21 protein-coding genes are annotated in these 20,240 nt (G+C 70.8%); 9 read left to right on the top strand and 12 right to left on the bottom strand.

Annotated features, from left to right (window positions below; genetic code table 11):
- Positions 1-80: 80 nt before the first annotated feature.
- On the bottom strand, positions 81-1,280 hold the full coding sequence (locus EDD29_RS38665; protein WP_123669136.1) for a GH25 family lysozyme: 1,200 nt from the start codon (positions 1,278-1,280) through the stop codon (positions 81-83).
- Between the two features lie 77 nt (positions 1,281-1,357).
- Positions 1,358-2,137 carry a hypothetical protein gene (locus EDD29_RS38670; RefSeq protein WP_148086242.1) on the bottom strand — a complete coding sequence of 260 codons (780 nt, stop codon included), beginning with the start codon at positions 2,135-2,137 and terminating at the stop codon, positions 1,358-1,360.
- A 129-nt stretch (positions 2,138-2,266) separates the two neighbouring features.
- On the opposite strand from EDD29_RS38670, the gene EDD29_RS38675 reads away from it, so the two are divergent.
- Together EDD29_RS38675 and EDD29_RS38680 are read left to right on the top strand one after the other, a co-directional pair.
- Entirely contained in the window at positions 2,267-3,433 is a 1,167-nt protein-coding gene (locus EDD29_RS38675; RefSeq protein WP_123669138.1) for an amidase family protein, read from the top strand.
- A gap of 406 nt (positions 3,434-3,839) precedes the next feature.
- A complete protein-coding gene (locus tag EDD29_RS38680; protein ID WP_170201741.1) occupies positions 3,840-6,998 on the top strand; it encodes an NACHT domain-containing protein in 3,159 nt (1,052 codons plus the stop codon).
- A 27-nt stretch (positions 6,999-7,025) separates the two neighbouring features.
- Here EDD29_RS38680 and EDD29_RS38685 read toward each other — a convergent pair whose 3' ends face one another.
- Both EDD29_RS38685 and EDD29_RS38690 read right to left on the bottom strand, forming a co-directional pair.
- On the bottom strand, positions 7,026-7,220 hold the full coding sequence (locus tag EDD29_RS38685) for a DUF397 domain-containing protein (RefSeq protein WP_123669140.1): 195 nt from the start codon (positions 7,218-7,220) through the stop codon (positions 7,026-7,028).
- The gene (locus EDD29_RS38690) at positions 7,217-8,029 is read right to left on the bottom strand and encodes a helix-turn-helix domain-containing protein (RefSeq protein ID WP_123669141.1); all 813 of its coding nucleotides are present in this window, start codon (positions 8,027-8,029) and stop codon (positions 7,217-7,219) included. Before EDD29_RS38690 ends, EDD29_RS38685 begins: the two co-directional genes overlap by 4 nt.
- A 350-nt stretch (positions 8,030-8,379) precedes the next feature.
- Between EDD29_RS38690 and EDD29_RS38695 the strand changes: the two genes are divergently transcribed.
- Positions 8,380-8,598, top strand: a complete 219-nt coding sequence (locus EDD29_RS38695) for a 3'-5' exonuclease family protein (protein ID WP_123669142.1) — start codon at positions 8,380-8,382, stop codon at positions 8,596-8,598.
- On the top strand, positions 8,592-8,744 hold the full coding sequence (locus EDD29_RS46000; protein ID WP_170201742.1) for a hypothetical protein: 153 nt from the start codon (positions 8,592-8,594) through the stop codon (positions 8,742-8,744). Before EDD29_RS38695 ends, EDD29_RS46000 begins: the two co-directional genes overlap by 7 nt.
- A 52-nt stretch (positions 8,745-8,796) precedes the next feature.
- Here EDD29_RS46000 and EDD29_RS38700 read toward each other — a convergent pair whose 3' ends face one another.
- On the bottom strand, positions 8,797-9,234 hold the full coding sequence (locus tag EDD29_RS38700; protein WP_246053228.1) for a MarR family winged helix-turn-helix transcriptional regulator: 438 nt from the start codon (positions 9,232-9,234) through the stop codon (positions 8,797-8,799).
- A gap of 114 nt (positions 9,235-9,348) precedes the next feature.
- Here EDD29_RS38700 and EDD29_RS38705 point away from each other — a divergent pair, with 114 nt between their 5' ends.
- The 3 genes from EDD29_RS38705 to EDD29_RS38715 all read left to right on the top strand — a co-directional run bounded on the left by EDD29_RS38705 (position 9,349) and on the right by EDD29_RS38715 (position 12,301).
- On the top strand, positions 9,349-10,005 hold the full coding sequence (locus tag EDD29_RS38705; protein WP_211360144.1) for a maleylpyruvate isomerase family mycothiol-dependent enzyme: 657 nt from the start codon (positions 9,349-9,351) through the stop codon (positions 10,003-10,005).
- A 120-nt stretch (positions 10,006-10,125) separates the two neighbouring features.
- Positions 10,126-10,899 carry an SDR family oxidoreductase gene (locus tag EDD29_RS38710; protein WP_123669144.1) on the top strand — a complete coding sequence of 258 codons (774 nt, stop codon included), beginning with the start codon at positions 10,126-10,128 and terminating at the stop codon, positions 10,897-10,899.
- Between the two features lie 19 nt (positions 10,900-10,918).
- Positions 10,919-12,301 (top strand): sugar porter family MFS transporter, encoded by a 1,383-nt coding sequence (locus tag EDD29_RS38715; RefSeq protein ID WP_123669145.1) that lies wholly within the window; start codon positions 10,919-10,921, stop codon positions 12,299-12,301.
- On the opposite strand, the gene EDD29_RS38720 is transcribed toward EDD29_RS38715, so the two are convergent.
- The 4 genes from EDD29_RS38720 to EDD29_RS38735 form a co-directional block, all read right to left on the bottom strand.
- The gene (locus EDD29_RS38720) at positions 12,298-12,858 is read right to left on the bottom strand and encodes a type 1 glutamine amidotransferase domain-containing protein (RefSeq protein ID WP_123669146.1); all 561 of its coding nucleotides are present in this window, start codon (positions 12,856-12,858) and stop codon (positions 12,298-12,300) included. The two genes, EDD29_RS38715 and EDD29_RS38720, sit on opposite strands and share 4 nt — an antisense overlap.
- Positions 12,859-13,021: 163 nt before the next feature.
- Positions 13,022-14,011, bottom strand: a complete 990-nt coding sequence (locus EDD29_RS38725) for a malate dehydrogenase (RefSeq protein WP_123669147.1) — start codon at positions 14,009-14,011, stop codon at positions 13,022-13,024.
- Positions 14,012-14,186: 175 nt separating this feature from the next.
- Positions 14,187-15,404, bottom strand: a complete 1,218-nt coding sequence (locus tag EDD29_RS38730) for an NADP-dependent isocitrate dehydrogenase (protein WP_123669148.1) — start codon at positions 15,402-15,404, stop codon at positions 14,187-14,189.
- Positions 15,405-15,528: 124 nt separating this feature from the next.
- Positions 15,529-15,888: a DUF3017 domain-containing protein gene (locus EDD29_RS38735; protein WP_246053624.1), complete on the bottom strand. Its 360-nt coding sequence runs from the start codon at positions 15,886-15,888 to the stop codon at positions 15,529-15,531.
- A 134-nt stretch (positions 15,889-16,022) separates the two neighbouring features.
- Between EDD29_RS38735 and EDD29_RS38740 the strand changes: the two genes are divergently transcribed.
- A complete protein-coding gene (locus EDD29_RS38740; RefSeq protein ID WP_123669150.1) occupies positions 16,023-16,700 on the top strand; it encodes an FHA domain-containing protein in 678 nt (225 codons plus the stop codon).
- A gap of 101 nt (positions 16,701-16,801) precedes the next feature.
- On the opposite strand, the gene EDD29_RS38745 is transcribed toward EDD29_RS38740, so the two are convergent.
- The 3 genes from EDD29_RS38745 to EDD29_RS46005 all read right to left on the bottom strand — a co-directional run bounded on the left by EDD29_RS38745 (position 16,802) and on the right by EDD29_RS46005 (position 19,018).
- Entirely contained in the window at positions 16,802-17,650 is an 849-nt protein-coding gene (locus EDD29_RS38745) for a bifunctional methylenetetrahydrofolate dehydrogenase/methenyltetrahydrofolate cyclohydrolase (protein ID WP_123669151.1), read from the bottom strand.
- Between the two features lie 68 nt (positions 17,651-17,718).
- Complete coding sequence (locus tag EDD29_RS38750; RefSeq protein ID WP_123669152.1) at positions 17,719-18,795, bottom strand: DNA glycosylase AlkZ-like family protein; 1,077 nt, start codon at positions 18,793-18,795, stop codon at positions 17,719-17,721.
- 64 nt (positions 18,796-18,859) lie between these two features.
- Positions 18,860-19,018, bottom strand: coding sequence for a hypothetical protein (locus EDD29_RS46005; protein ID WP_170201743.1), 159 nt, complete (start codon positions 19,016-19,018; stop codon positions 18,860-18,862).
- 299 nt (positions 19,019-19,317) lie between these two features.
- On the opposite strand from EDD29_RS46005, the gene EDD29_RS38755 reads away from it, so the two are divergent.
- A complete protein-coding gene (locus EDD29_RS38755; protein ID WP_123669153.1) occupies positions 19,318-20,175 on the top strand; it encodes a sulfurtransferase in 858 nt (285 codons plus the stop codon).
- The last annotated feature ends 65 nt before the right edge of the window (positions 20,176-20,240 follow it).

Here is a 20,240-nt window from a genome sequence, read left to right on the forward strand (position 1 = left end):
TCTCACAGGGCGGACGGGGGCCGTCTTACCCTAGCGCCGCCGCCGCCCTGCCCGGGCTCGAACGGCCCGGCCCCGACCCCTCAGCGGGTGATCGGGAGCGTGGTCTTGGAGGTGTTGTTGGGCTTGCCCGGGTCGAGGATGCCGGGGGTCTGGAGGCCCAGGGTGACGGTGGGCTTGCTGCCCGCCTTGAGCTGCTTGGTGACGGTGAACCAGACCTTGAAGGTCTTGGCGCCCTTGGCGGGAATGTTCGGATAGACGCACTTGAGGCCGTAGGAGGCCTTGGTGCACGCCTTGGGGAAGCTGCGGAGCTTGAGCTTCTTGGCGGGGAACTTCACGTACACGCGGGTGGTGCCGCTGGCGTCGGGGCCCTTGTTGGTGACCTCGACCTTGAAGGACGCCTTCTTGCCGACGCGGTACTTGCCGTTCTTGGTGACCTTGACGCCCACGTTGGCGACCGGCTTGTCGGCCTTCTTGGCGAACGCGCGGAGCTGGGCGAGGGTGCCGGGGAAGAGGTTCTGGTCACCGGGGAACAGCGGCTTGTCGTTGCCGTTCCAGAACTGCCAGAACGTGTACTTGGTGAACCCGCCCATCATGGCCGGGGCCGGGTTCTTCACCGGGTCCTTGTAGTTGGCGACCCACAGCGGGTTCGTCAGGTCGAACGCGGCGGTGCCGGTCGGCTCGGCGGGCGAACTCGTGCAGTTCTTCCACCAGTTCTGGTTGGAGTAGATCATCGGGTAGCGGCCCGTGCGCTTGAAGTACGTGGTGGAGAAGTCCTTGATCCACGCGATCATCTGCGGGGCCGTCAGGTTGTAGCAGTCGACCCGGACGCCGTCCTGCTTCGGCAGCGTCGAGTACGGGTCGCTCTCCATGTCGAGCGCGCCGGGCAGCGACATGCCGTCGGGCTGCCAGCCGCCGCCGTTGTCGACGAGGAAGTTCGCCTGGGTCGCGCCGGACGACTTGTCGGGGCCGGCGAAGTGGTAGGCGCCCTGGATGATGCCGTACTTGCGGGCCTCCGCGGCGTTCCGCGCGAAGTAGGGGTCGACGTACGGGGTGGCGTTGTCGGTGCTCGACGTGCCGCGGGTCGCCCGGATGATGGCGAACTTGGCCCCGTTGTCGGCGATCTTCTTCCAGTCGACGTTCGGGCCCTGCCAGTAGCTGACGTCCAGGCCGGGAACGGTGTTGGGCGGTGCCACCGGCGCGGCGTACGCGACAGATCCGGTCAGAACGGTCCCGGCGACAAGGGCGGTGGCGACCAGGATGCTTCCGGCGACGCGCGGCACGGTAAAGCTCCCCTGCTGTTGACTTCGGAGTCCCAGCACCCTAGCGCATGATCTTGGTCAGAATCCGTGAGAAACCGCTAATCCTGTGCGAATCGGACGACTGGGACGGAGGTGAACGCGCCGTTGTCGGCCGGTCGCGTCTCCCCGATGTGCGCCGCGCCGACCGTCGCGAAGACCTCGGCGGCCTTGCGGCCCGGCTCCGCCTTGGCCCGGAAGGCGAAGCGCACCATCGCGCCGGGGTCCAGCGCCGCCGCGTCGCACGTCACCCGGTGCGCGCTGGACATGCAGCCCGCGGGAACCCTGGTGAACCGGGCGCCGCGCACGGCGACCGTCACGCTCACCTTGCGCGCGGACCTCTTGCCCTGGTTGAGCGCGCGCGCTGCGAAGGCGAAGGAGCCGTCGGTGCCCTGCGGGGTGCGCAGGCGCACCGCGAGGTCCGTGCCCGGCTTCACCCTGACGCTCGTGCGCGCGCTCGCGCCGTCCGCCTCCGCGACCACGGTCTGGGCGCCCCTGGCCGTCGGCCTGACGATCCCGGAGACGGTCACCTTGCGGATCGCCTTGGGCGCGAGCACCCCGAGCCGGCACCGGATCAGCCGCCTGCGCTCGCGGCAGCCGTCGGGCAGCCCGATGACGTCGATGCCCCTGGGGACCGCGACGTCGAGGCGCACCTTGCGCGTCGCGCTCGCGCCCTGGTTCGCCGCGGTGACGAGGAAGTCGAGCCGCCCGCCCGGCCGCGCGTCACCCCACGTGTCGATCCGGACGGCGAGCGCCGGGGAGCCCGTCGCCACCGCGGGCGCGGCCCCGACCAGCATCCCGCCGGACACCACAAGCGTTCCGCACCACGTCACAGCACGCACTGGCCCTCCTCGGCTCCGCCTCGACGCGCGCGGCAGATTACCCGCGGCGTGCCCCGCCGGCCCGCAGGGACACGCATCGTTGCCGTCCCTTGGGCGTACGGGGCACGGCCGGGGCGGTAAGAAGGGGGGATGGAGGAGATCGACCCGCTGGTCCCCTGGATCGAAGACGGCCCGCTCGACCCGCCCGCCCCTTCCGGGGGACCCCTGGACGGCGTGCGCGTCGCGGTCAAGGACAACATCGACGTCGCGGGCTGGCCCACGGGCGCGGGCAATCCGGTCTGGCTCGCCGAGCACGCGACGCCCACCGAGGACGCCGAGGTCGTCACCCGGCTCCGCCGGGCAGGGGCGTCCCTCGTGGGCAAGGCCCATATGGACGAGCTGGCTTACAGCCTCGCCGGAACGAACATCCACTACGGCTCGCCCCGCAATCCATTGGCTCCCGGCCGGTACACGGGCGGCTCCTCCAGCGGGTGTGCTTCGGCCGTCGCGTCCGGGGCCGCCGACGTCGGGCTGGGGACGGACACGGCGGGGTCCATCCGGGTCCCTGCGGCCTTCACCGGCCTGTACGCGCTGCGGCCTTCGCACGCGCGCGTGCCCGCCACCGGTGTGCTGCCTCTGGCGCCCACCTTCGACGTCCCCGCTGTGCTCGCAAGGGACGCGGTCGTCTTGGCGCGCGTCGCGTCGGCCCTCCTCGACCCGCCCGCCCAGCAGACGTGCGCGCTGGAGTGGCTGCTCCTGCCCGACGACCTGTGGGCGGAGGTGCCCGCACCCGTCCGGGCCGCGTACGAACCCGTCCTCGGCAGGCTGCGCGAACTGCTCAAGGCCGACCGCACCCCGCTGTTCAAGCGCCCGTCGCACTGGCACGACGCGGTGGCGGCCTTCACCACGGTCCAGGGCCACGAGGCGTGGCGGCTGCTCGGCCCCTGGGTCGAGTCCACCACCCCGGCCTTCGGCCCGTCCGTCGCCGCCCGCTTCACGTACGCGTCACGGCTCACCGACCACGACCTGGCCCCGGCCCGCGAGAAGGCCGACCACGCCGCCGCCACCCTCCGCACCCGCCTCCGCGGCAGCGTCCTGGCCGTCCCCACCGCCCCCTTCACGCCGCCCTTCCTCGGCGAGGAGTTCCCGCGCGCCAAGCTCCTCCCCTACACCTGCCTGGCCTCCCTGGCCGCCGCCCCCGCCGTCACCCTTCCCCTCGCCACCTTCGACGACCTCCCCCTGGGCCTCACCCTCATCTCCCAGCCTTCAACCGACGAAGACCTCCTCGCCCTCACCCGCACCCTCGCGTCCCGCTGACCTTTTTCGCTACGACCGTTGCGTAATTCGGCGGCCAGAGCCATCTTCGAACGGCCTCCTCTTCGACGGCGAGCACCGCTTCGTCATCGAGGACCTGGGCGGCGGCCGGGTCCGGCTCCGCCAGAGCGAGGAGTTCCGCGGCGCGGCCGTCCCCTTCTTCCGGCCCACCCTCCGCGCGAACACCCCGCCCCAGTTCACCGCCATGAACCAGGCCCTCGCCGCCCGCGTCGCCGCCCTGCGCTGACGACAGGAGGGCACGCGACGGAGTCCGCGTTATCCGCCTTCGACGCAAATGGCGATATCGGCCCGTCCGTCCCGCGACCCCCGCAACCGCGGCGCCTTCCCGGCCGTCACATCTGCGACGTGGCGGTTCTCACGGACGGGCTTGGCGCACATGTGGCGACTGGTGAGCTGGACGCTCCGGACGTTCTTCGGCGCGGCCTCGGCCGTCGCCACCTCGGTCGCGGCCAACCAGATCCTCACCGACAAGGGCTTCGCCTGGAACTGGGCCTATCCCGCCATGGCCGCGGCCTTCCTCACCCTGCTCCTCGGCGAGGCCGCCGCGGTCGCCACCGGCAGCAGCGTCCACCCCGCCGGGACGGTCCGCGGACGCTACCTGCGCCAGCTCCGCGCCTCGGTCCGCGACATGGAGACCTCCGGGCTCGCCACGCCCGGCGACTACGTGCTGCGCATGCGGCAGGTGTACGTCGACGTGGCTCTACGGCACGGCCAGCGCCCGGCCACCCCGCCCGAGGAGCGCACCGGGCTGCGGCTCGCCGCACCGGGCCGCAGGCCGCTGTCGGACTTCCTCGCGGCGGCCGGCGCGGTCTACGCGGTGCTCGGCGCCCCCGGCTCCGGCAAGACGACCCTGGTACGGCACACCGCCCGGGTGATGTCCGGAAGATCGCGCCTGCTGCCGTTCTTCCGTATCCCGGTGCTGCTGTACCTGCGCGGCCACGCCGCGGCGATCCTCGCCGAGGACGCGCCGGGCCTTCCCGACATCGCGGCCGGGGCGCCCTGGCTGCGCGGCGCGGTGCCCGCCTCCTGGCTGGAACGGAGGCTCGCCCGCGGCCGGTGCGTCGTCCTGCTCGACGGCCTCGACGAGGTCGCCGACGCGGGCGACCGGAGCCGGGTCGTCGCCTGGGTCGACGACCAGATCCGCCGCTACCCCGGCAACACGTTCGTCGTCACCTCGCGGCCGCACGGCTACGTCGGCGACCCGCTGCCGAACGCCGAGGTGCTCCAGGTCCAGCGGTTCACCGGCGACCAGGTCTCCCGGTTCCTGCACTCCTGGTACCGCGCGACCGAGCGGCGGGCGCGCGGCAGCGGCGGCCGGGCGGTGCGCGAGGCCGCCGACGGCAAGGCCGACAACCTGATCGCCCAGCTGCAGCGGAAGATCGCGCTCTACGACCTCACCGCCAACCCCCTGCTCCTCACCATGATCGCCCACGTGCACCAGTACCGGGGCTCGCTACCCGGGACCCGGGCCGCGCTCTACGCGGAGATGTGCGACGTCCTGCTGCACCGCAGGCAGGAGAGCAAGCACCTGGATGACCCGATCGGCCTCTCCGGCGCGCAGAAGGAGACCGTCGCGGCGCACCTCGCCTTCCACATGATGCGGGAAGGGCGGCGCGACATCCCGACCGGGATCGCCGCCGAGGTCGTCACCGGGCCCCTCGCCCAGGTGAGCGACCGGCGCGGGATCTCGGCGCGGTTCCTCACCGAGCTCACCCGCAACGGCCTACTGGTGCAGCACGAAGAGGGCTCCTACGCCTTCGCCCACCTGACCCTCCAGGAGTACCTCGCCGCCGCTCACCTCCGCGAGCACGGCCACCTGCTCCCGATGCTGACGGACGGCGTGGACGACCCGTGGCTCCGCGAGACGGCCCTCCTGTGGGCCAGCAGGAGCGACGCGACCCCCGTCGTGGAGGCCTGTCTCGAATCGGGCTCCGTCCGCGCGCTCACCCTGGCCTTCGACTGTCTCGACGAGGCCCGCCAGGTCGACCCCGTGGTGCGCGCCCGCCTTCTCGCGCTACTGAACCAAGAGGGCGACCTGACCCCCGAGCACCGCCGCCTCATCGACGCCGTCTACGCCTCCCGCGCCCTCCAGGACGTCGTCCTCCTCGAAGGCGACGTCAAGCTCCACCCCCGCCCCGTCACCGAGGACCTGTGGCAGCGCTTCCGCAACGCCCGGTCTCCGCATCCCGTACACCGGCCCGCCCAGGACCCCGGCGCGGGCCACGCCCACCCGACCGCCCACGAGACCGCCGCCTTCCTCGACTGGCTGAACTCCCTGTTCGACGACGGCACCACCTACCGCCCGCCCTCCCCGCAGACCCTCACCGGCCCCGGCTTCGCCGCCCTCTCCTCCCCGCCCCGCCACACCCGCTGGGCCTCCACCTCCGGCGGCGGCCTCGTCCTCCTCCGCCCCGACAAGACCCCGTGGCCTTACACACCGAGCAGAACACGCCTCGCCGAATTCCCGGGGCTGCTCTCCAGGGAGCTCAGCCCGTTCCGCGACTTCCAGCACCTCCTCGGCCCTGGATCCAAGGTTCCGGCGCTTCGGCGGCTCCTCGAATACGGCGAGGTCCACGCGAGGCACGGCCGGGGATCGGCCGCCTGGATGATCGTCACGGCGCTGGAGGCCGCCGCCACCCTCGCGGCCGCCGTCGAGTCCGGGGTCTATCAGTCCGGCGGGCTGCCGATCCTGTGGGAACGGGTGAACGTCCTGTGCCGGTCCATCTCCTTCCCCGTCGACTCGTACGACTTCCCCGACGACTCGTTCGCATCGAGCACGCAGAGGTTCCACCAGCTCATGCAGGCCGCCGTGGAAACCCGCCACAGGCTGGGGTCCCCCTACTACATGAGCGACGAGCACTGGACCATCACGTGGATCCCCAAGGGCGGCCGACCGAACTCCGCGCAGGCGGTCGACGTGCTCCTGAAAGCGTGCGAGGACCTGAACCACCGTCTCCCGGGCGCGGGCCTCATCCCACCGGATCACGCGCAACTGGACATCACCGCATGGCCCGTCATCGAACCCTCCTTCCCGGACCCGTCGCCCTTCTTCCCCGTGGCAGAGGCCCTCAACAGAACCCGCAAGCTCGTGCGGTCGTACCCGGGCCTCGGTCACGACCTGCTGATCGACCTACACGCATGCGCCTACACCCTCCTGTACCCTCTGGGCGGGCAAGGGGCGAGCGAGTCGCTTCGGCGCGACTGGTCCGAGATCCGCCCGGCGGGGCCGCCGACCGCCGACCCCTGGTCCCTGCTGCGGGGACTGATCGAGACCGAGGAACCGTACGGCGTGAGCGACGCCCAACGCGAGATCCCCTTCCTCGTCTCGGCGGAGAAGCTGGCCTGCCTGGAGCCGTCCGGCATCGACCGCGTCGACACGCACCGCCGGGTGCTCGCGGCGGCCCTCCTGACTGCCGCCCACACGCACGGCGTAAGGCACGACGAGCACGGCCTCAAGAAGGCACTCGCCTCCGTCATCCACTCCCTCCTCGCGCTGACGCCCGAGGCCACACCCGCGAACGAACTGCTCTATCTCATGCACGGGTGAGCGGGGATGCTTCCAGCCTTCCGCAGGTCAGCGGATGCGGAGGCTCCGGGCGAGGTGCACGAAGACGGGCCGGGCCAGGACGAGCGGGTCGCCCTGCGGGTTCTTGGAATCGCGGACGCCCACCGCCCCTGCGAGGTCGGCGAGCTCGACGCAGTTATCTCCGGAGCCGCTGCTGTGGTTGCTCTTGCGCCAACGCAGGTTCGGGCTCTCACTGTTCTTCACTCCGCCTCCGCGAATGCTCGGATCATGCGCTCAGATTCACGCACGGACAGGGCCGAGCTTCTGAGCAGGTTGAAGGTTACTCCGAGCCGTTTCACCGCCTCGGCATCTTCCACTATTCGGCCGAGACCTTTGGCGGCTTCCACGTAGGCCAGGTCCTCGGCCTCGGCGAACGAAAGCACCATGAACCCCGCTCCGATGAAGGAGAGCTCCTCAGCGGGAATGATCTGGATGGAGATCTTGGGGTGCTCCAGCCGCCTCAACAGCTGCTGGCACTGCTTCTGGCGGAGGTGCCCCGGAAGGTCGCGGAGGGCTGCCTCACGCATAAGGAGAAAGAACCACGGGGCATCAGGCTTGTCGAAGAGGCGCTGACGCTCCATGCGGATCCTGACGAATTCCTCCACCTTCTCGGGGCCTTCACCGTGCAGGTGGAGGAGGCGCGCCAAATCCTCGGTCTGCATCAGGCCGGTCATGAGCATGGGCTCGAAGGCGAGGATTCCCGTCGCCGTCTTCTCGATCTCGATGAGCGGGCGGAAGCCGCTGGGGACCAGACCACGCTTGCGTTCATCGTCCAGTTCGTCCCAGGTCCGGCGGAAGGTGCCGCCAGTGGTGAAGAAAGCATCGAGGTCGTCGGCCAGGCCGACGGAGGGGGCTTTCGCGTAGGTCTCGACCTTGGCGAGCCACTGCGGTGAGCAGCCGAGTGCTTCGGCGAGCCTGTTCCGGGAGAGCCCGGCGGCCTCCCTGCGAACCCGCATCTCCTTGACGAACAAGCGATGGAGCGACGGAACCTCAAGATTTTTCTCGGTCGTCACACGCCTTCCCTCCGGTTCGTGCGCGGGGTTCCGGGGTGCCCGGTGGGTGCCGCGCGGGTGTCGGCTGGGTGTCACCGGGGTGTCACCCGAAAAATCACCATCTCCCGATAAGCCCGACTTTCTAATCGGACTTCTCTTGCAAAATGGTCGTCCTCCGTGACCGTCTCGATGTTCACCCTTTCGTCGGCGGCCCGGGATATCCGCCCGTTTTGTCGCCGAGAGGTAGTCCACCGGGTAGTCCTGAGGTAGCTCTCCGCGAAAAATTGGGGGTCCGCTGGTTCGTAGCCGACGGTAACCCCGCCGTGTCAGCCTCGTCACCGAATTCGGCCGCAAACCGCAAAGGACCAGGCATGACACCCGATCTCACGGCTCTCCGCGCAAGCCACCCCGAGTGGCTGATCCGGCCCACCGCCGCGGGCAGGCTCTTCATGGCGACCCGCAGGAACCACTCCCACCTCACCGCCGAGGAACTCGGCGCGGGGCTCGCCATGACGCTCGTCGAGGACACCTTCGAGGCCCTCACCGAAGCCCTCACGGCCCAGGCCCGGATCGAGACCCCGAAATGCTGACCGCCCTCTTCGACTCCCTCACCGCCACTCCCTGGGCGCTCGCCGGTACCGCCGCGCTCACCACGACCGCTCTGGGCGTCCTCACCGCTCTCGGCACCATCGTCTACGAGGACCTCCAGCCCAAAGGCCGCCACCACCGGACCTGACCCCGAGGTCGGCCGCGGACGAGTGGCCCGCCCGGTGCACGGGTGAGCGGGGTCAGTGGTCGAGGAACGGGTCCGTGATCTCACGGAGGCGGGTGAGGGTGGCGCGGAGGGCGGCCAGGCGGCGGGGGCCCAGGTGGGCGAGCCATTCGGCTTCGACGGCGGCGGTGGCGGCGTCGGCGACGGGGCGGGCCGATTCGGCCAGCGGGGTGAGCCGGATCAGGCGGGCCCTTCCGTCGGTGGGGTCGGGGACCCGCTCGACATAGCCGGCGCGTTCGAGCTGGTCGACGAGATAGGCCGCGGTCTGCTTCGTCACCTGGGCGGACTCGGCGAGGTCGACGGCGCGGGAACCGCCCGGGTCGATCCGGGCGAGCAGCCGGGCCTGCGCGGGGGTCAGGGTGTGGCCCGCTTCGGCCAGCGCGGCGAAGACCCGGCGTTCCATCTCGCGGTACGGGATGAACAGCAGCACTCCCAGACCGAGTTCGTCGGACACCGGCGCACCTCCTTGACGATGGTCAGCCTCTCTGCCTAATTTGGCGAAGGAGTCGGACAGAGAGACTGACTAGTTACGGGTCACCCTAGCGGCCCGTGCCGGACGGGAGCGGACATGGGCCAGCAAACCGGAACAAGCCAGAGCAACGGGATGAGCGAGGCGGCGATCTGGCGGACCATCGACGCCGAACGCGCCTCCCTCGCCGCGCTCCTCGACACCCTCACCCCCGCGCAGTGGGCGACCCCGTCCCTGTGCGCGGGCTGGACCGTCCGCGAGGTCGCCGCGCACGTGGGCGCGGGGCCGACCATCCGGCTCGGCCCTGCCGTGCTCGGCCTCCTCCGCGCCCGCGGCGACTTCGACCGCTTCGTCGACACGACGGCCCGCCGCGACGCGCGCCGGCCCGTCGGAGAGCTCACCGCGATCGTGCGCGCCTCCGCCGGCTCCCGGCGTCTCGCCCCAGGCCAGAAGCTGTCTTACGCCCTCCTGGACGTCCTCGTCCACGGGCAGGACATAGCCCGCCCCCTCGGGGTCACCCGCGACATGCCCCTTGAGGCCGCCCGCCACTGCGCCGACCTCGTCTACGCCATGGGCGCACCCTTCCACGCGCGAAAGCGCCTCGCAGGAGTCCGCCTCGTGGCCACCGACCTGCCCTGGACGGCCGGCGAGGGCGCCGAGGCCGCTGGGCCCATCGCCTCGCTCCTGCTGCTCGTCTCCGGCCGCCGCGCGGCGCTGGCCGACCTCACCGGGCCCGGGGTCGCGGCCCTCACCTGAGCCCGCGCCCGTCCGCGCGGGGGCCGGGCGGGCGCGATCGTTTGCCACCCGTTGGCCGCGCGCCGCGTTTTCCCCGGACACCGATCGGCGACGACTCCGGAGAGCGCGGGAGGAGAACGGGTGAGCGGAACGCGGGGCGTGCTGGAAGGCAGGGCCGGGCTCATCACGGGCGCCGCGCGCGGCATCGGACGGGCGATGGCGCTCGCCTTCGCGGCCGAAGGCGGCCGGGTCATCGTCGGCGACATCGACGACGTCGAGGGACGCCGGACCGTCTCGCTCATCCAGGAGGCGGGCGGCACCGCGGTGTTCGTCGCCGCGAACGCCGCGGTGAACGAGGACCTGAAACTGCTGGTCGCCTCGGTCATCGACCACTACGGGCGGCTCGACTGGGCGGTGAACAACGCAGGACTCGGCTCCCCCGCCGCGCCCGGCGCCGACTCGGGCCCCTCGGACTGGGCCCGGGTGATGGGCGTCGGCCTCGAAGGGGTCCGGTCCGCGCTCACCCACGAGGTCGAGCAGATGCGCAAGCAGGGCGGCGGCGGCTCGATCGTCAACACCGCGGCCTCACCCCGGCTCAACGTGCTCGGCGGGCTGTCGCCGTGGGTCGCCGCCAAATCCGGCGTCCTCGGCCTCACCATGGGCGCCGCGCTCGCCTACGCCCGCGACGGCATCCGCGTCAACGCGCTCAGCCCCGGCCGCACCCTCACCCCCGCCGTCGAACGCCAGATGGCCGCCGACCCGGAAGGCGCCCGAGAGCTCATCGAGACCATCCCCATGGGCCGCCTCGCCACGCCGGAGGAGCAAGCCCAGGCCGCTCTCTGGCTCTGCTCCCCGCTGTCCTCCTACGTCACCGGTCTGGCCCTCAACGTAGACGGCGGCGCCTCCATCGCCTGACCCCGACGAAAGAGCACCCATGCCGGATCCCCATCTCCTGCGCGTCACCGCGTACGCGGCGGCGGCCGCCATGGGTGGATTCCTCTTCGGCTACGACAGCGCCGTCATCAACGGCGCCATCGACGGCATCGAGGCCGAGTTCCCGACGAACCCGGCGGTCACGGGTTTCGTCGTGGCCGCCGACCTGCCCGGCGCGGCGATCGGCGCGGCCGTCGGCGGCCGGATCGCCGACCGGCTCGGCAGGCTCGGCGCCCAGCGCGTCGCGGCGGTCCTGTTCGCGGTCACCGCCGTGGGCTCGGCGCTGCCGTTCACCGTCTGGGACCTGGCGTTCTGGCGGATGGCCGCGGGCGTCGCCATCGGAATGGCCTCGGTCATCGCGCCCACTTACATCGCCGAGATCTCACCCGCCGCCTACCGCGGGCGGCTCGCGTCGCTCCAGCAGCTCGCGATCGTGATCGGGATCGTGGTGTCCCAGCTCGTCAACTACCTGCTCGCCGCGGCGGGCGGCGGCTCCGCGGGGACGCTCGGCCCGCTGCACACCTGGCAGTGGATGTTCGCCGTGAACCTGCTGCCCGCCGCGGTCTACTTCCTGCTCGCCGCGGTCATGCCCGAATCGCCCCGCCACCTCGTGCGCACCGGGCGGGACGCCGAGGCCCGCGACGTCCTCACCAGGATCGAGGGCGGTGCCACCTCCGACCGCATCGCCCAGATCCGCGCGAGCCTCGGCAGCGAGCGCAAGGCGCGCTTCGCCGACCTGCGCGGACCGCGCCTGCTCCTGCCGATCGTCTGGACGGGCCTCGGCCTGTGCGCGTTCCAGCAGCTGTGCGGCATCAACGTGATCTTCTACTACTCCTCGACGCTCTGGCAGTCCGTCGGCGTCCAGCAGAGCAGTTCGCTCCTGCTCAGCCTCTTCACGTCGGTCATCAACCTCATCGGCACGTTCGTCGCCATCTCCCTGGTCGACCGCCTGGGCCGGCGGCCCCTGCTGATGACGGGTTCCGCGGGCATGGCCGTCGCCCTGGCGGTGACCGCCTATTCCTTCGCGCACACCTCGCACGGTGTGCTCCCCTTCGGCTGGGGCCTCACCGCCCTCATCGGCGCGAGCGTCTTCGTCCTCTTCTACGCGCTGTCCTGGGGCGCGATCGTGTGGGTGCTCCTCGGCGAGATGTTCCCGCTGCGCATCCGCGCCGCGGCCATGGGCGTCGCCACCGCCACCCAGTGGCTCACCAACTGGCTCGTCACGCTCACCTTCCCCAGCCTCAGCGCGTGGAGCCTTCCGGCCACCTACCTCCTGTACGCGGCGTTCGCCGCCGTGTCCTTCGTCTTCGTCCGCCGCCGCCTCGCCGAGACCAAGGGCCGCACCCTGGAGTCCATCTCCGCGGGCGAGGCCCCGGCGCACTAGGCGGGAGTCAGCTCTCTTTCGATCGCCTCGACGAACGGGTCGAGGTCCGCGGGCGTCCGCGAGGTGATGAGGGTGTAGCCGTTGGTGTCGGTCACCTGCGCGCTGTCCTCCCAGGACGCCCCCGCATTGCGCAGGTCGGTCCGGAGCGAGGCATAAGAGGTGAGGTTCTTGCCTTGGACGACGCCGGCCTCGGCCAGGGTCCAGGGCGCATGGCAGATGGCCGCCACCGGACGCCCGGACGACGCGAAGTCCTTGATGATCTCCAGCGCGTCGTCGTTCATCCGCAGGTGGTCGGCGTTGAGCGCCCCTCCGGGGATCAGCAGCAGGTCGTACCGGGCCGGGTCCACCTCGCCGAGCGTCTCCGTCGGGTCCACGACCTCGCCCGGCTTCTCATCGCCCACGAGCGTCCGGACCGGTTCCCGCGTCGGCGCCGCGATCTCCACGTCCGCCCCGTCCTCGCGCAGCCGCTCCACCGGGACGATCAGCTCGTCCTGCTCGACCCCGTAGTTGGTGACGATCGCCAGCACGCGTGTCCCGTCGAGTCTTCCGCCGCTCATGATCCTCTCCTCCCGTCGGTGGTCTCCACGTGCACTCCCCTGCCCGGCCCGCACCAAGACCACCACCAGGAAACCGAAAAACCCGGCAGGAACGCCGGGGTCTCGGGACCACGAAAGCCCCGGAACCGATCGGTTCCGGGGCTTTCGCGGGGTTACGCGGGGATCAGAGGAGGCCGAGCTCCTTGACCGCGTCGCGCTCCTCGACGAGCTCGGCGACCGAGGCGTCGATGCGGGAGCGGGAGAAGTCGTTGATCTCCAGGCCCTGGACGATCTTCCACTCGCCGTTCTCGGAGGTGACCGGGAACGAGGAGATGATGCCCTCGGCGACGCCGTAGGAGCCGTCCGACGGGATCGCGGCGGAGGTCCAGTCGCCCTCGGGGGTGCCGTTGACCCAGTCGAAGACGTGGTCGATGGCGGCGTTGGCGGCGGAGGCGGCCGAGGACGCGCCCCGGGCCTCGATGATCGCCGCGCCGCGCTTGGCGACGGTCGGGATGAAGTCGTCGGCGAGCCACTTCTCGTCGCCCACGACCTCGGCGGCGTTCTTGCCCGCGACCTCGGCGTGGAAGATGTCCGGGTACTGGGTCGCAGAGTGGTTGCCCCAGATCGTCAGCTTCTTGATGTCGCTGACCGAGACGCCGGTCTTGGCGGAGAGCTGGGAGATCGCCCGGTTGTGGTCGAGGCGGGTCATCGCGGTGAAGCGGGAGGCCGGGACGTCCGGGGCCGCCGCGGAGGCGATGAGGGCGTTGGTGTTGGCCGGGTTGCCGACCACCAGGACGCGGATGTCGTCGGCCGCGCCGTCGTTGATCGCCTTGCCCTGCGGGCCGAAGATGCCGCCGTTGGCCGCGAGGAGGTCGCCGCGCTCCATGCCCTTGGTGCGGGGCCGGGCGCCGACCAGCAGGGCCACGTTGGCGCCCGCGAAGCCGTCGGTCGGGTTGTCGAAGATGTCGATGCCCGCGAGCAGCGGGAACGCGCAGTCGTCCAGCTCCATCGCGGTGCCCTCGGCGGCCTTGACGGCCTGCGGGATCTCCAGCAGGCGGAGCTTCACCGGCACGTCCGCGCCGAGGAGCTGCCCGGAGGCGATGCGGAACAGCAGCGCGTAGCCGATCTGGCCTGCGGCGCCGGTCACCGTGACGTTGACAGGGGTGCGAGTCATTTCGCGTTCACTCCAAGATGGGCGGGATCTCTCGGTATCGAGATACTGCGCCTGCCAGGCTATCGCGACGCCTCGCACGAAAAGCCGCGCACCCCCGGTGAGGTGCGCGGCTTTCGAGTCCGCAGGGCGAGGCGGAACCCTCCCCCCGTGCCGGGGACGGTTCCGCGGAAGCGCCTTACAGGGCGATCTTCTTCTGGAGGTTGACGTCCAGCGCGTGCAGGAACTCCTCCGTGGTCAGCCAGGGGGTGTCGTTCCCGACGAGCAGGGCGAGGTCCTTGGTCATCTGGCCGGCTTCGACGGTCTCGATGCAGACCTGCTCGAGCTTGTTGGCGAAGTCGGTGACCGCGGGGGTGCCGTCCAGCTTGCCGCGGTGGGCGAGGCCACGGGTCCACGCGAAGATCGAGGCGATCGGGTTCGTGGAGGTCGGCTTGCCCTGCTGGTGCTGGCGGTAGTGCCGGGTGACGGTGCCGTGCGCGGCCTCGGCCTCGACGGTCTTGCCGTCGGGGGTCATCAGGACCGAGGTCATCAGGCCGAGCGAACCGAAGCCCTGCGCGACGATGTCGGACTGGACGTCGCCGTCGTAGTTCTTCGTCGCCCAGACGAAGCCGCCGTCCCACTTGAGGGCCGCGGCGACCATGTCGTCGATGAGACGGTGCTCGTAGGTGAGGCCCGCAGCCGCGAACTCCGCCTTGAACTCGTCGTCGAAGATCTCCTGGAACAGGTCCTTGAAGCGGCCGTCGTAGGCCTTCAGGATCGTGTTCTTGGTCGACATGTACAGCGGGAACTTGCGGTCCAGGGCGTAGCGCATGGTGGCGCGCGCGAAGTCCCGGATCGAGTCGTCGAAGTTGTACATGCCCATGGCGACGCCGCCGCCGGGGAACTTCGCGACCTCGAGCTCCATCGGCTGGGAGCCGTCCTCGGGCACGTAGGAGATCGTCACGGTGCCGGGGCCGGGCACGACGAAGTCGGTGGCGCGGTACTGGTCGCCGTGGGCGTGGCGACCGATGATGATCGGCTTGGTCCAGCCCGGCACGAGCCGCGGAATCGTCTGCATGACGATCGGCTCGCGGAACACGACACCGCCGAGAATGTTGCGGATCGTTCCATTGGGGGAACGCCACATCTTCTTCAGGCCGAACTCTTCGACGCGCGCCTCGTCCGGGGTGATGGTGGCGCACTTCACGCCGACGCCGTACTGCTTGATGGCGTTGGCGGCGTCGATGGTGACCTGGTCGTCCGTGGCGTCGCGGTGCTCGATACCGAGGTCGTAGTACTTCAGGTCGACGTCGAGGTAAGGCAGGATCAGGCTGTCCTTGATGAACTGCCAGATGATCCGGGTCATCTCGTCGCCATCGAGTTCGACGACGGGACCCTCTACTTTGATCTTGGGCATGGCTGGTGGCTTTCCCTTTCCTCGCCCCTGCGGTCCCTTGTAAGGCTCACTGGGGAGGGTATCCGAGGGGGCTCACAGGTCTAGACCGCCACCCCCGGTTTTCGTTGCTTGACAAAGTGCTCACTTACCCGCCACGCGGTGCGAGGAAGGCGAGGATAGCCAGGCCCGCCCCGAGAACGACCATGGTGACCACGTCCGTCCATTTTTTACGGGTGACGAGAAAGCCGAGCCGGGACTCGGGGAGAGTGGCGCGGAAACCCGCGCCGAGCAGCAGTGCCGCCGCCATCACATAGGCGCCGACCCGGAAGTTCTGCCAGGCGGTGAACAGCCCGAGGAAGACCCCGCCGGCCACCACGGCGTAGTACGCCTGGGCCTTGAGACCGGAGCCCTGCCGGGCGGACGCGCGACGGCGTCGCCGCCTTCCGCCCTCCTGGCCGGGTCCGCCGGGAGGGGGCGCGGAGGACCCCGAGCGTTCGCCTGTCATCACCCGCCGATTTTACGCCCTGCCACGGCAAACCCGGCGACGGTCAAAGTGCTACCCACGAGTAGGTCGTGTGACCTCCCACGCTCCGGGTAACCCGCACGACAGGGGTCGCTAACTGAGTGGGAGGAACCACAGTGGAGGGGCCGTTCATACGCATCGAGGAGAGCGGCGCGGTAGTGCCGCTTCGCCCCGACGTCACGACGGTCGGCAGAGGAAGGGGGGTGGACATCCGGCTGGACGACCCGAGCGTGGCACGACTGCACGCGGAGATCGTCCGGCGAGGACCCTACGTCTACGTGGTCGACATGGGCCTGTCGCGCACGGGGACCAGGGTCAACGGACGTCCCATCGCCCGCAGGGTCCTCGAAGACGGAGACGTGATCAGCTTCGGCACCGCCCGAGGCCGCTTGGGGGGCATCCCCCGCGAGGAGGTAGATCCGGAGACCGAACTGCGCCGGGCCGTCGCGCCCGAGCTCACCCGAAGGGAACTCGACGTACTGACGGCGCTGTGCCGTCCCGCGCTGTCGGACGAGGCCTTCGTCGCCCCGGCCGCGGCCAAGGACATCGCGCTGGAGCTCGTCGTGACGGAGGCGGCGGTCAAGCAGCACCTGCTGCGGCTGTACCAGAAGTTCCGCATCCCCGAGGGCATCAACCGCCGTACCCGCCTCGCCAACGAGGTGATCGCCATGGGCCTGGTACGCCCGCTGCCGACGGTGCAGATACCGCCGCAGCGGACCGCCATGCCCGTCCCTCCGGAACCGCGCCGTCCGGGCATCGCCGCGCGGACCCCCGTCACCCGCCGAGCCAGCTGAGGAGGCCCCGCGCGCGAGCGCGGGTCAGCTGACCGGAAACGGACGAGTGCCCAGCCGACAGCGGGGTCGGCTGGGCGACCACAGGGGTTCCGCGACGGAGATCAGACCGACTTCTCCGCCGACTCCACGACGTTCGAAAGCAGCATCGCGCGGGTCATCGGACCGACGCCGCCGGGGTTGGGCGCCACCCAGCCGGCCACCTCGGACACGGCGAAGGACACATCGCCGGCGAGCTTGCCGTCGACCCGGGACACCCCGACGTCGAGAACGGCCGCGCCCGGCTTGACCATGTCCGCGGTGATCAGCCCGGGAACGCCCGCGGCGGCGACGATGATGTCGGCGCGGCGGGTGTGCCGGACCAGGTCGCGGGTGCCGGTGTGGCAGAGCGTGACCGTCGCGTTCTCGCTGCGCCGGGTCAGCAGCAGGCCCAGCGGCCTGCCGACGGTCAGGCCGCGGCCGATCACCACGACCTCGGCGCCGGCGATCGGCACGTCGTAGCGGCGCAGCAGCGCCACGATGCCCTTGGGCGTGCAGGGCAGCGGCGCCTCCTTGAGCATGACGAGCCTGCCGAGGTTCACCGGGTGCAGGCCGTCCGCGTCCTTGGCCGGGTCGATCAGCTCGAGGACGCGCTGCTCGTCGAGGCCCTTGGGCAGCGGGAGCTGCACGATGTAGCCGGTGCACGCCTCGTCGGCGTTCAGCTCGGCGACCGCGGCCTCCACCTGCTCCTGGGTGGCGTCGGCCGGAAGGTCGACGCGGATCGAGGTGATGCCGACCTCGGCGCAGTCGCGGTGCTTCATGCTCACGTATGCGTGGCTGCCCGGGTCGTCGCCGACCAGGACCGTGCCGAGGCCGACCGAGACCCCCTTGTCCTTGAGGGCGGCGACCCGTTGCTTGAGGTCCGCCTTGATCTCGGCCGCGGTGGCCTTGCCGTCCAGAATCGTTGCGCTCATTGCTCTCCTCGCCTGCGTCGCCCCATTCTCCCAGCGGACGGCCGGTGGGACCGCCGCGGGGCGGCGGGTCAGGCGAGGGCGGGCGGGCGCACGCTGTCGGGGGTGCTGCCCCGCAGGTCGCCGAGTTCCTCGCGCAGGAAGCCGCCGGAACGGTCGATGGTGGCCTCGAGTTCGTCGTCGGGCCTGGTCCAGGTCGTGTAGACGATCTCGCCGCGACCGTGGTCGAAGTCCCAGAAGCCGATGAGCCTGCCCCGGTCGAAGATCGCCTGGGCGGGCAGACCGCGCAGGTCGCCGTGCTCGGTGTCGAGGACGCCGTGCAGGTCGTGCCGGAGGTGGTGGAGGCCGTCCAGTGCGCTTACGACGGCGTAGGACGGACTGTGCGGGCGGGTGAAATCGCCGTATTCGTCGACGTCCTGGATGAGCAGGTCCCCGTCGACCTGGGGATGCAGGTCCAGCGGGGCGACGGCGCCGTGGGCGGCCTCCTCCGACAGGCCGGAGAACCAGCGGAAGTTCGCCAGGGACGCCACCCCGATCCACCGCCAGTACCGTTCGGCGAGCGCCGTGCGGGCCTCGGCCGACTCCGGGACGTGCGGTGGGCTCCAGCGGACGTACCCGTGCCCCTTGCGGTCGAGCCGGCCGGCGAGCGGGACCCGCCTGATGTCGCCGGACGCCTCCAGCACGGCGAGCGCGGCGCTGAGCGCGACCTTGCCCGCGTCCCCTTCCGGGAGCAGCCCGTGCAGGTCGAGCCGGGACGCCTCGATCGGCTCGTCGGTCATCGCGTCCTGGATCAGGCCGATGATCCGGTCGAGCGTCGGGTGGGCGACACCGTGGTCGTCGCAGGAGTCGATCTCGGCACGGGCGGCGGGCGCGGCCATCCGCAGGCCGAGCCCGTAGTCGTCCTCGGGCAGCACGTAGGTGCGCCCCCGAGCGGTGCGGATCTCGCAGATGCGTCCGTCGGCGACCGCCGCGTCGGTCCCGGACCTCCCGGTCCCGGACCGGCTGAAGATCGTCAGATAGGGATTGAACCCCCCGACGGACCTGGCCCAGCCCGTCCGGGCCAGCACCTCGGCGGGACCGGCCCCGGCCAGCCCTCCGTCAAGCCCCTGCCGGGCCGACCAGAAAGCCCTCAGCTTCTCTTCGTCCATAGGGCCGGTGTTCCCTAGCCCTCGGAGATTTCACCGCATATGTCCGGTTTTGCCAGGCTTTTTCCTACTGCTCAGTGTCGCGCGCGGCCCTGCGCTCGATCACCCAGTCCGTCGCCTTCCACCCCGCCTGCCCCGCCAGCATCGCCGCGAGCATCGCCGCCGCGAACCCGACGTACTCCCGCCCCTCCGTGGCCCAGGACGCACTGTCCACCATCAGCCCCATGACCACGTCCACAGGTAGCCCCCCGAGTTAAAGCCGACACAAAGACTCCGCCAGAGGCTACCCAAACGGGACGGATGCGCGGCCGGGTCGACCGAAGAGAACATCTCCAGGATTTGGACAACACATGACATAAGTCGCAAACCACGGAACCTTCCGGCATCACAGGCCCGTTCCCCTTGCGGAAGCCGCATCCCCGCACCCCTCCCGTGGAGCCCGTGCGCGCATCTAACCACTTAACAGGTAGGTTTTATAGGAGATCTCGGCGCGTCCGCCGGGAACCCGTCCGAAAGGAAGCACGCATGAGCCACCCGCTGCTGGTCGACGCCGCCTGGCTGCACGAACACCTCGGCGACCCCGCGATCCGGATCCTCGACGCGACCACGTTCCTCACCCAGCCGGAGGGCGACGGGTACTACGACGTCGAGTCCGGCCGACAGGCTTACGAGAAGGCCCACGTCCCCGGCGCCGTCTTCGCCGACCTGCTGCACGACCTCGCCGACGAGACCGCCGCGACCACCTTCACCGCCCTGCCCAGCGCGGAGTTCGCCGCGAAGCTCGGCGCCCTCGGCGTCGGCCCCGGCACCCACGTCGTGATCTACGACCAGGGCCTGGGCATCTGGGCGACCCGCCTGTGGTGGAACCTCCGCTACGAGGGCTTCGACGACATCTCCGTCCTGAACGGCGGCCTCCCCGCCTGGATCCAAGCCGGAAACGAGGTGAAGACCGGCGTCGAGTCCTATGCCCCGGCGACGTTCGAGGCGCACCGCCGCCCCGGGCTCTTCGCCTCCAAGGAGGACGTCCTCGCCGCCATCGACGACCCCGCCACCGTCCTGGTGAACTCCCTCGACAAGGAGACGTTCGAAGGCACCCGGCAGACCTACGCGCGCCCGGGCCGCATCCCGTCGAGCACCCACGTCCCCTTCCCCGCGCTCCTCGGCGAGGCGGGCTTCAGGTCCGCCGAAGAGGTCCGCCCCCTCTTCGAGCAGGCCGACGCCCTTGACCCGTCCAAGAACGTCATCACCTACTGCGGCAGCGGCATCGCCGCCACCGGCCTGGCCTTCCACCTCGCTCGGCTCGGCCGCCCCGACGTCGCCATCTACGACGGCTCCCTCACCGAATGGGCCGCCGACCCGTCCCTCCCCCTCATCACGGGCTGACCCGGCCCGCCGGACGGGAATGAACGGTGCGGCTCGCGCATCACCACGAGGAGGACGATCAGGAC

This window comes from Actinocorallia herbida, assembly GCF_003751225.1.
Classification (GTDB): Bacteria; Actinomycetota; Actinomycetes; order Streptosporangiales; family Streptosporangiaceae; genus Actinocorallia; species Actinocorallia herbida.

Coding starts and splice junctions, on each gene's coding strand:
- EDD29_RS38675 (WP_123669138.1), top strand. CDS start 2,267: ATGGAGGAGATCGACCCGCTGGTCCCCTGGATCGAAGACGGCCCGCTC.
- EDD29_RS38695 (WP_123669142.1), top strand. CDS start 8,380: ATGACACCCGATCTCACGGCTCTCCGCGCAAGCCACCCCGAGTGGCTG.
- EDD29_RS46000 (WP_170201742.1), top strand. CDS start 8,592: ATGCTGACCGCCCTCTTCGACTCCCTCACCGCCACTCCCTGGGCGCTC.
- EDD29_RS38705 (WP_211360144.1), top strand. CDS start 9,349: ATGGGCCAGCAAACCGGAACAAGCCAGAGCAACGGGATGAGCGAGGCG.
- EDD29_RS38715 (WP_123669145.1), top strand. CDS start 10,919: ATGCCGGATCCCCATCTCCTGCGCGTCACCGCGTACGCGGCGGCGGCC.
- EDD29_RS38720 (WP_123669146.1), bottom strand. CDS start 12,858: ATGAGCGGCGGAAGACTCGACGGGACACGCGTGCTGGCGATCGTCACC.
- EDD29_RS38725 (WP_123669147.1), bottom strand. CDS start 14,011: ATGACTCGCACCCCTGTCAACGTCACGGTGACCGGCGCCGCAGGCCAG.
- EDD29_RS38730 (WP_123669148.1), bottom strand. CDS start 15,404: ATGCCCAAGATCAAAGTAGAGGGTCCCGTCGTCGAACTCGATGGCGAC.
- EDD29_RS38735 (WP_246053624.1), bottom strand. CDS start 15,888: ATGACAGGCGAACGCTCGGGGTCCTCCGCGCCCCCTCCCGGCGGACCC.
- EDD29_RS38745 (WP_123669151.1), bottom strand. CDS start 17,650: ATGAGCGCAACGATTCTGGACGGCAAGGCCACCGCGGCCGAGATCAAG.
- EDD29_RS38750 (WP_123669152.1), bottom strand. CDS start 18,795: ATGGACGAAGAGAAGCTGAGGGCTTTCTGGTCGGCCCGGCAGGGGCTT.
- EDD29_RS46005 (WP_170201743.1), bottom strand. CDS start 19,018: ATGGGGCTGATGGTGGACAGTGCGTCCTGGGCCACGGAGGGGCGGGAG.
- EDD29_RS38755 (WP_123669153.1), top strand. CDS start 19,318: ATGAGCCACCCGCTGCTGGTCGACGCCGCCTGGCTGCACGAACACCTC.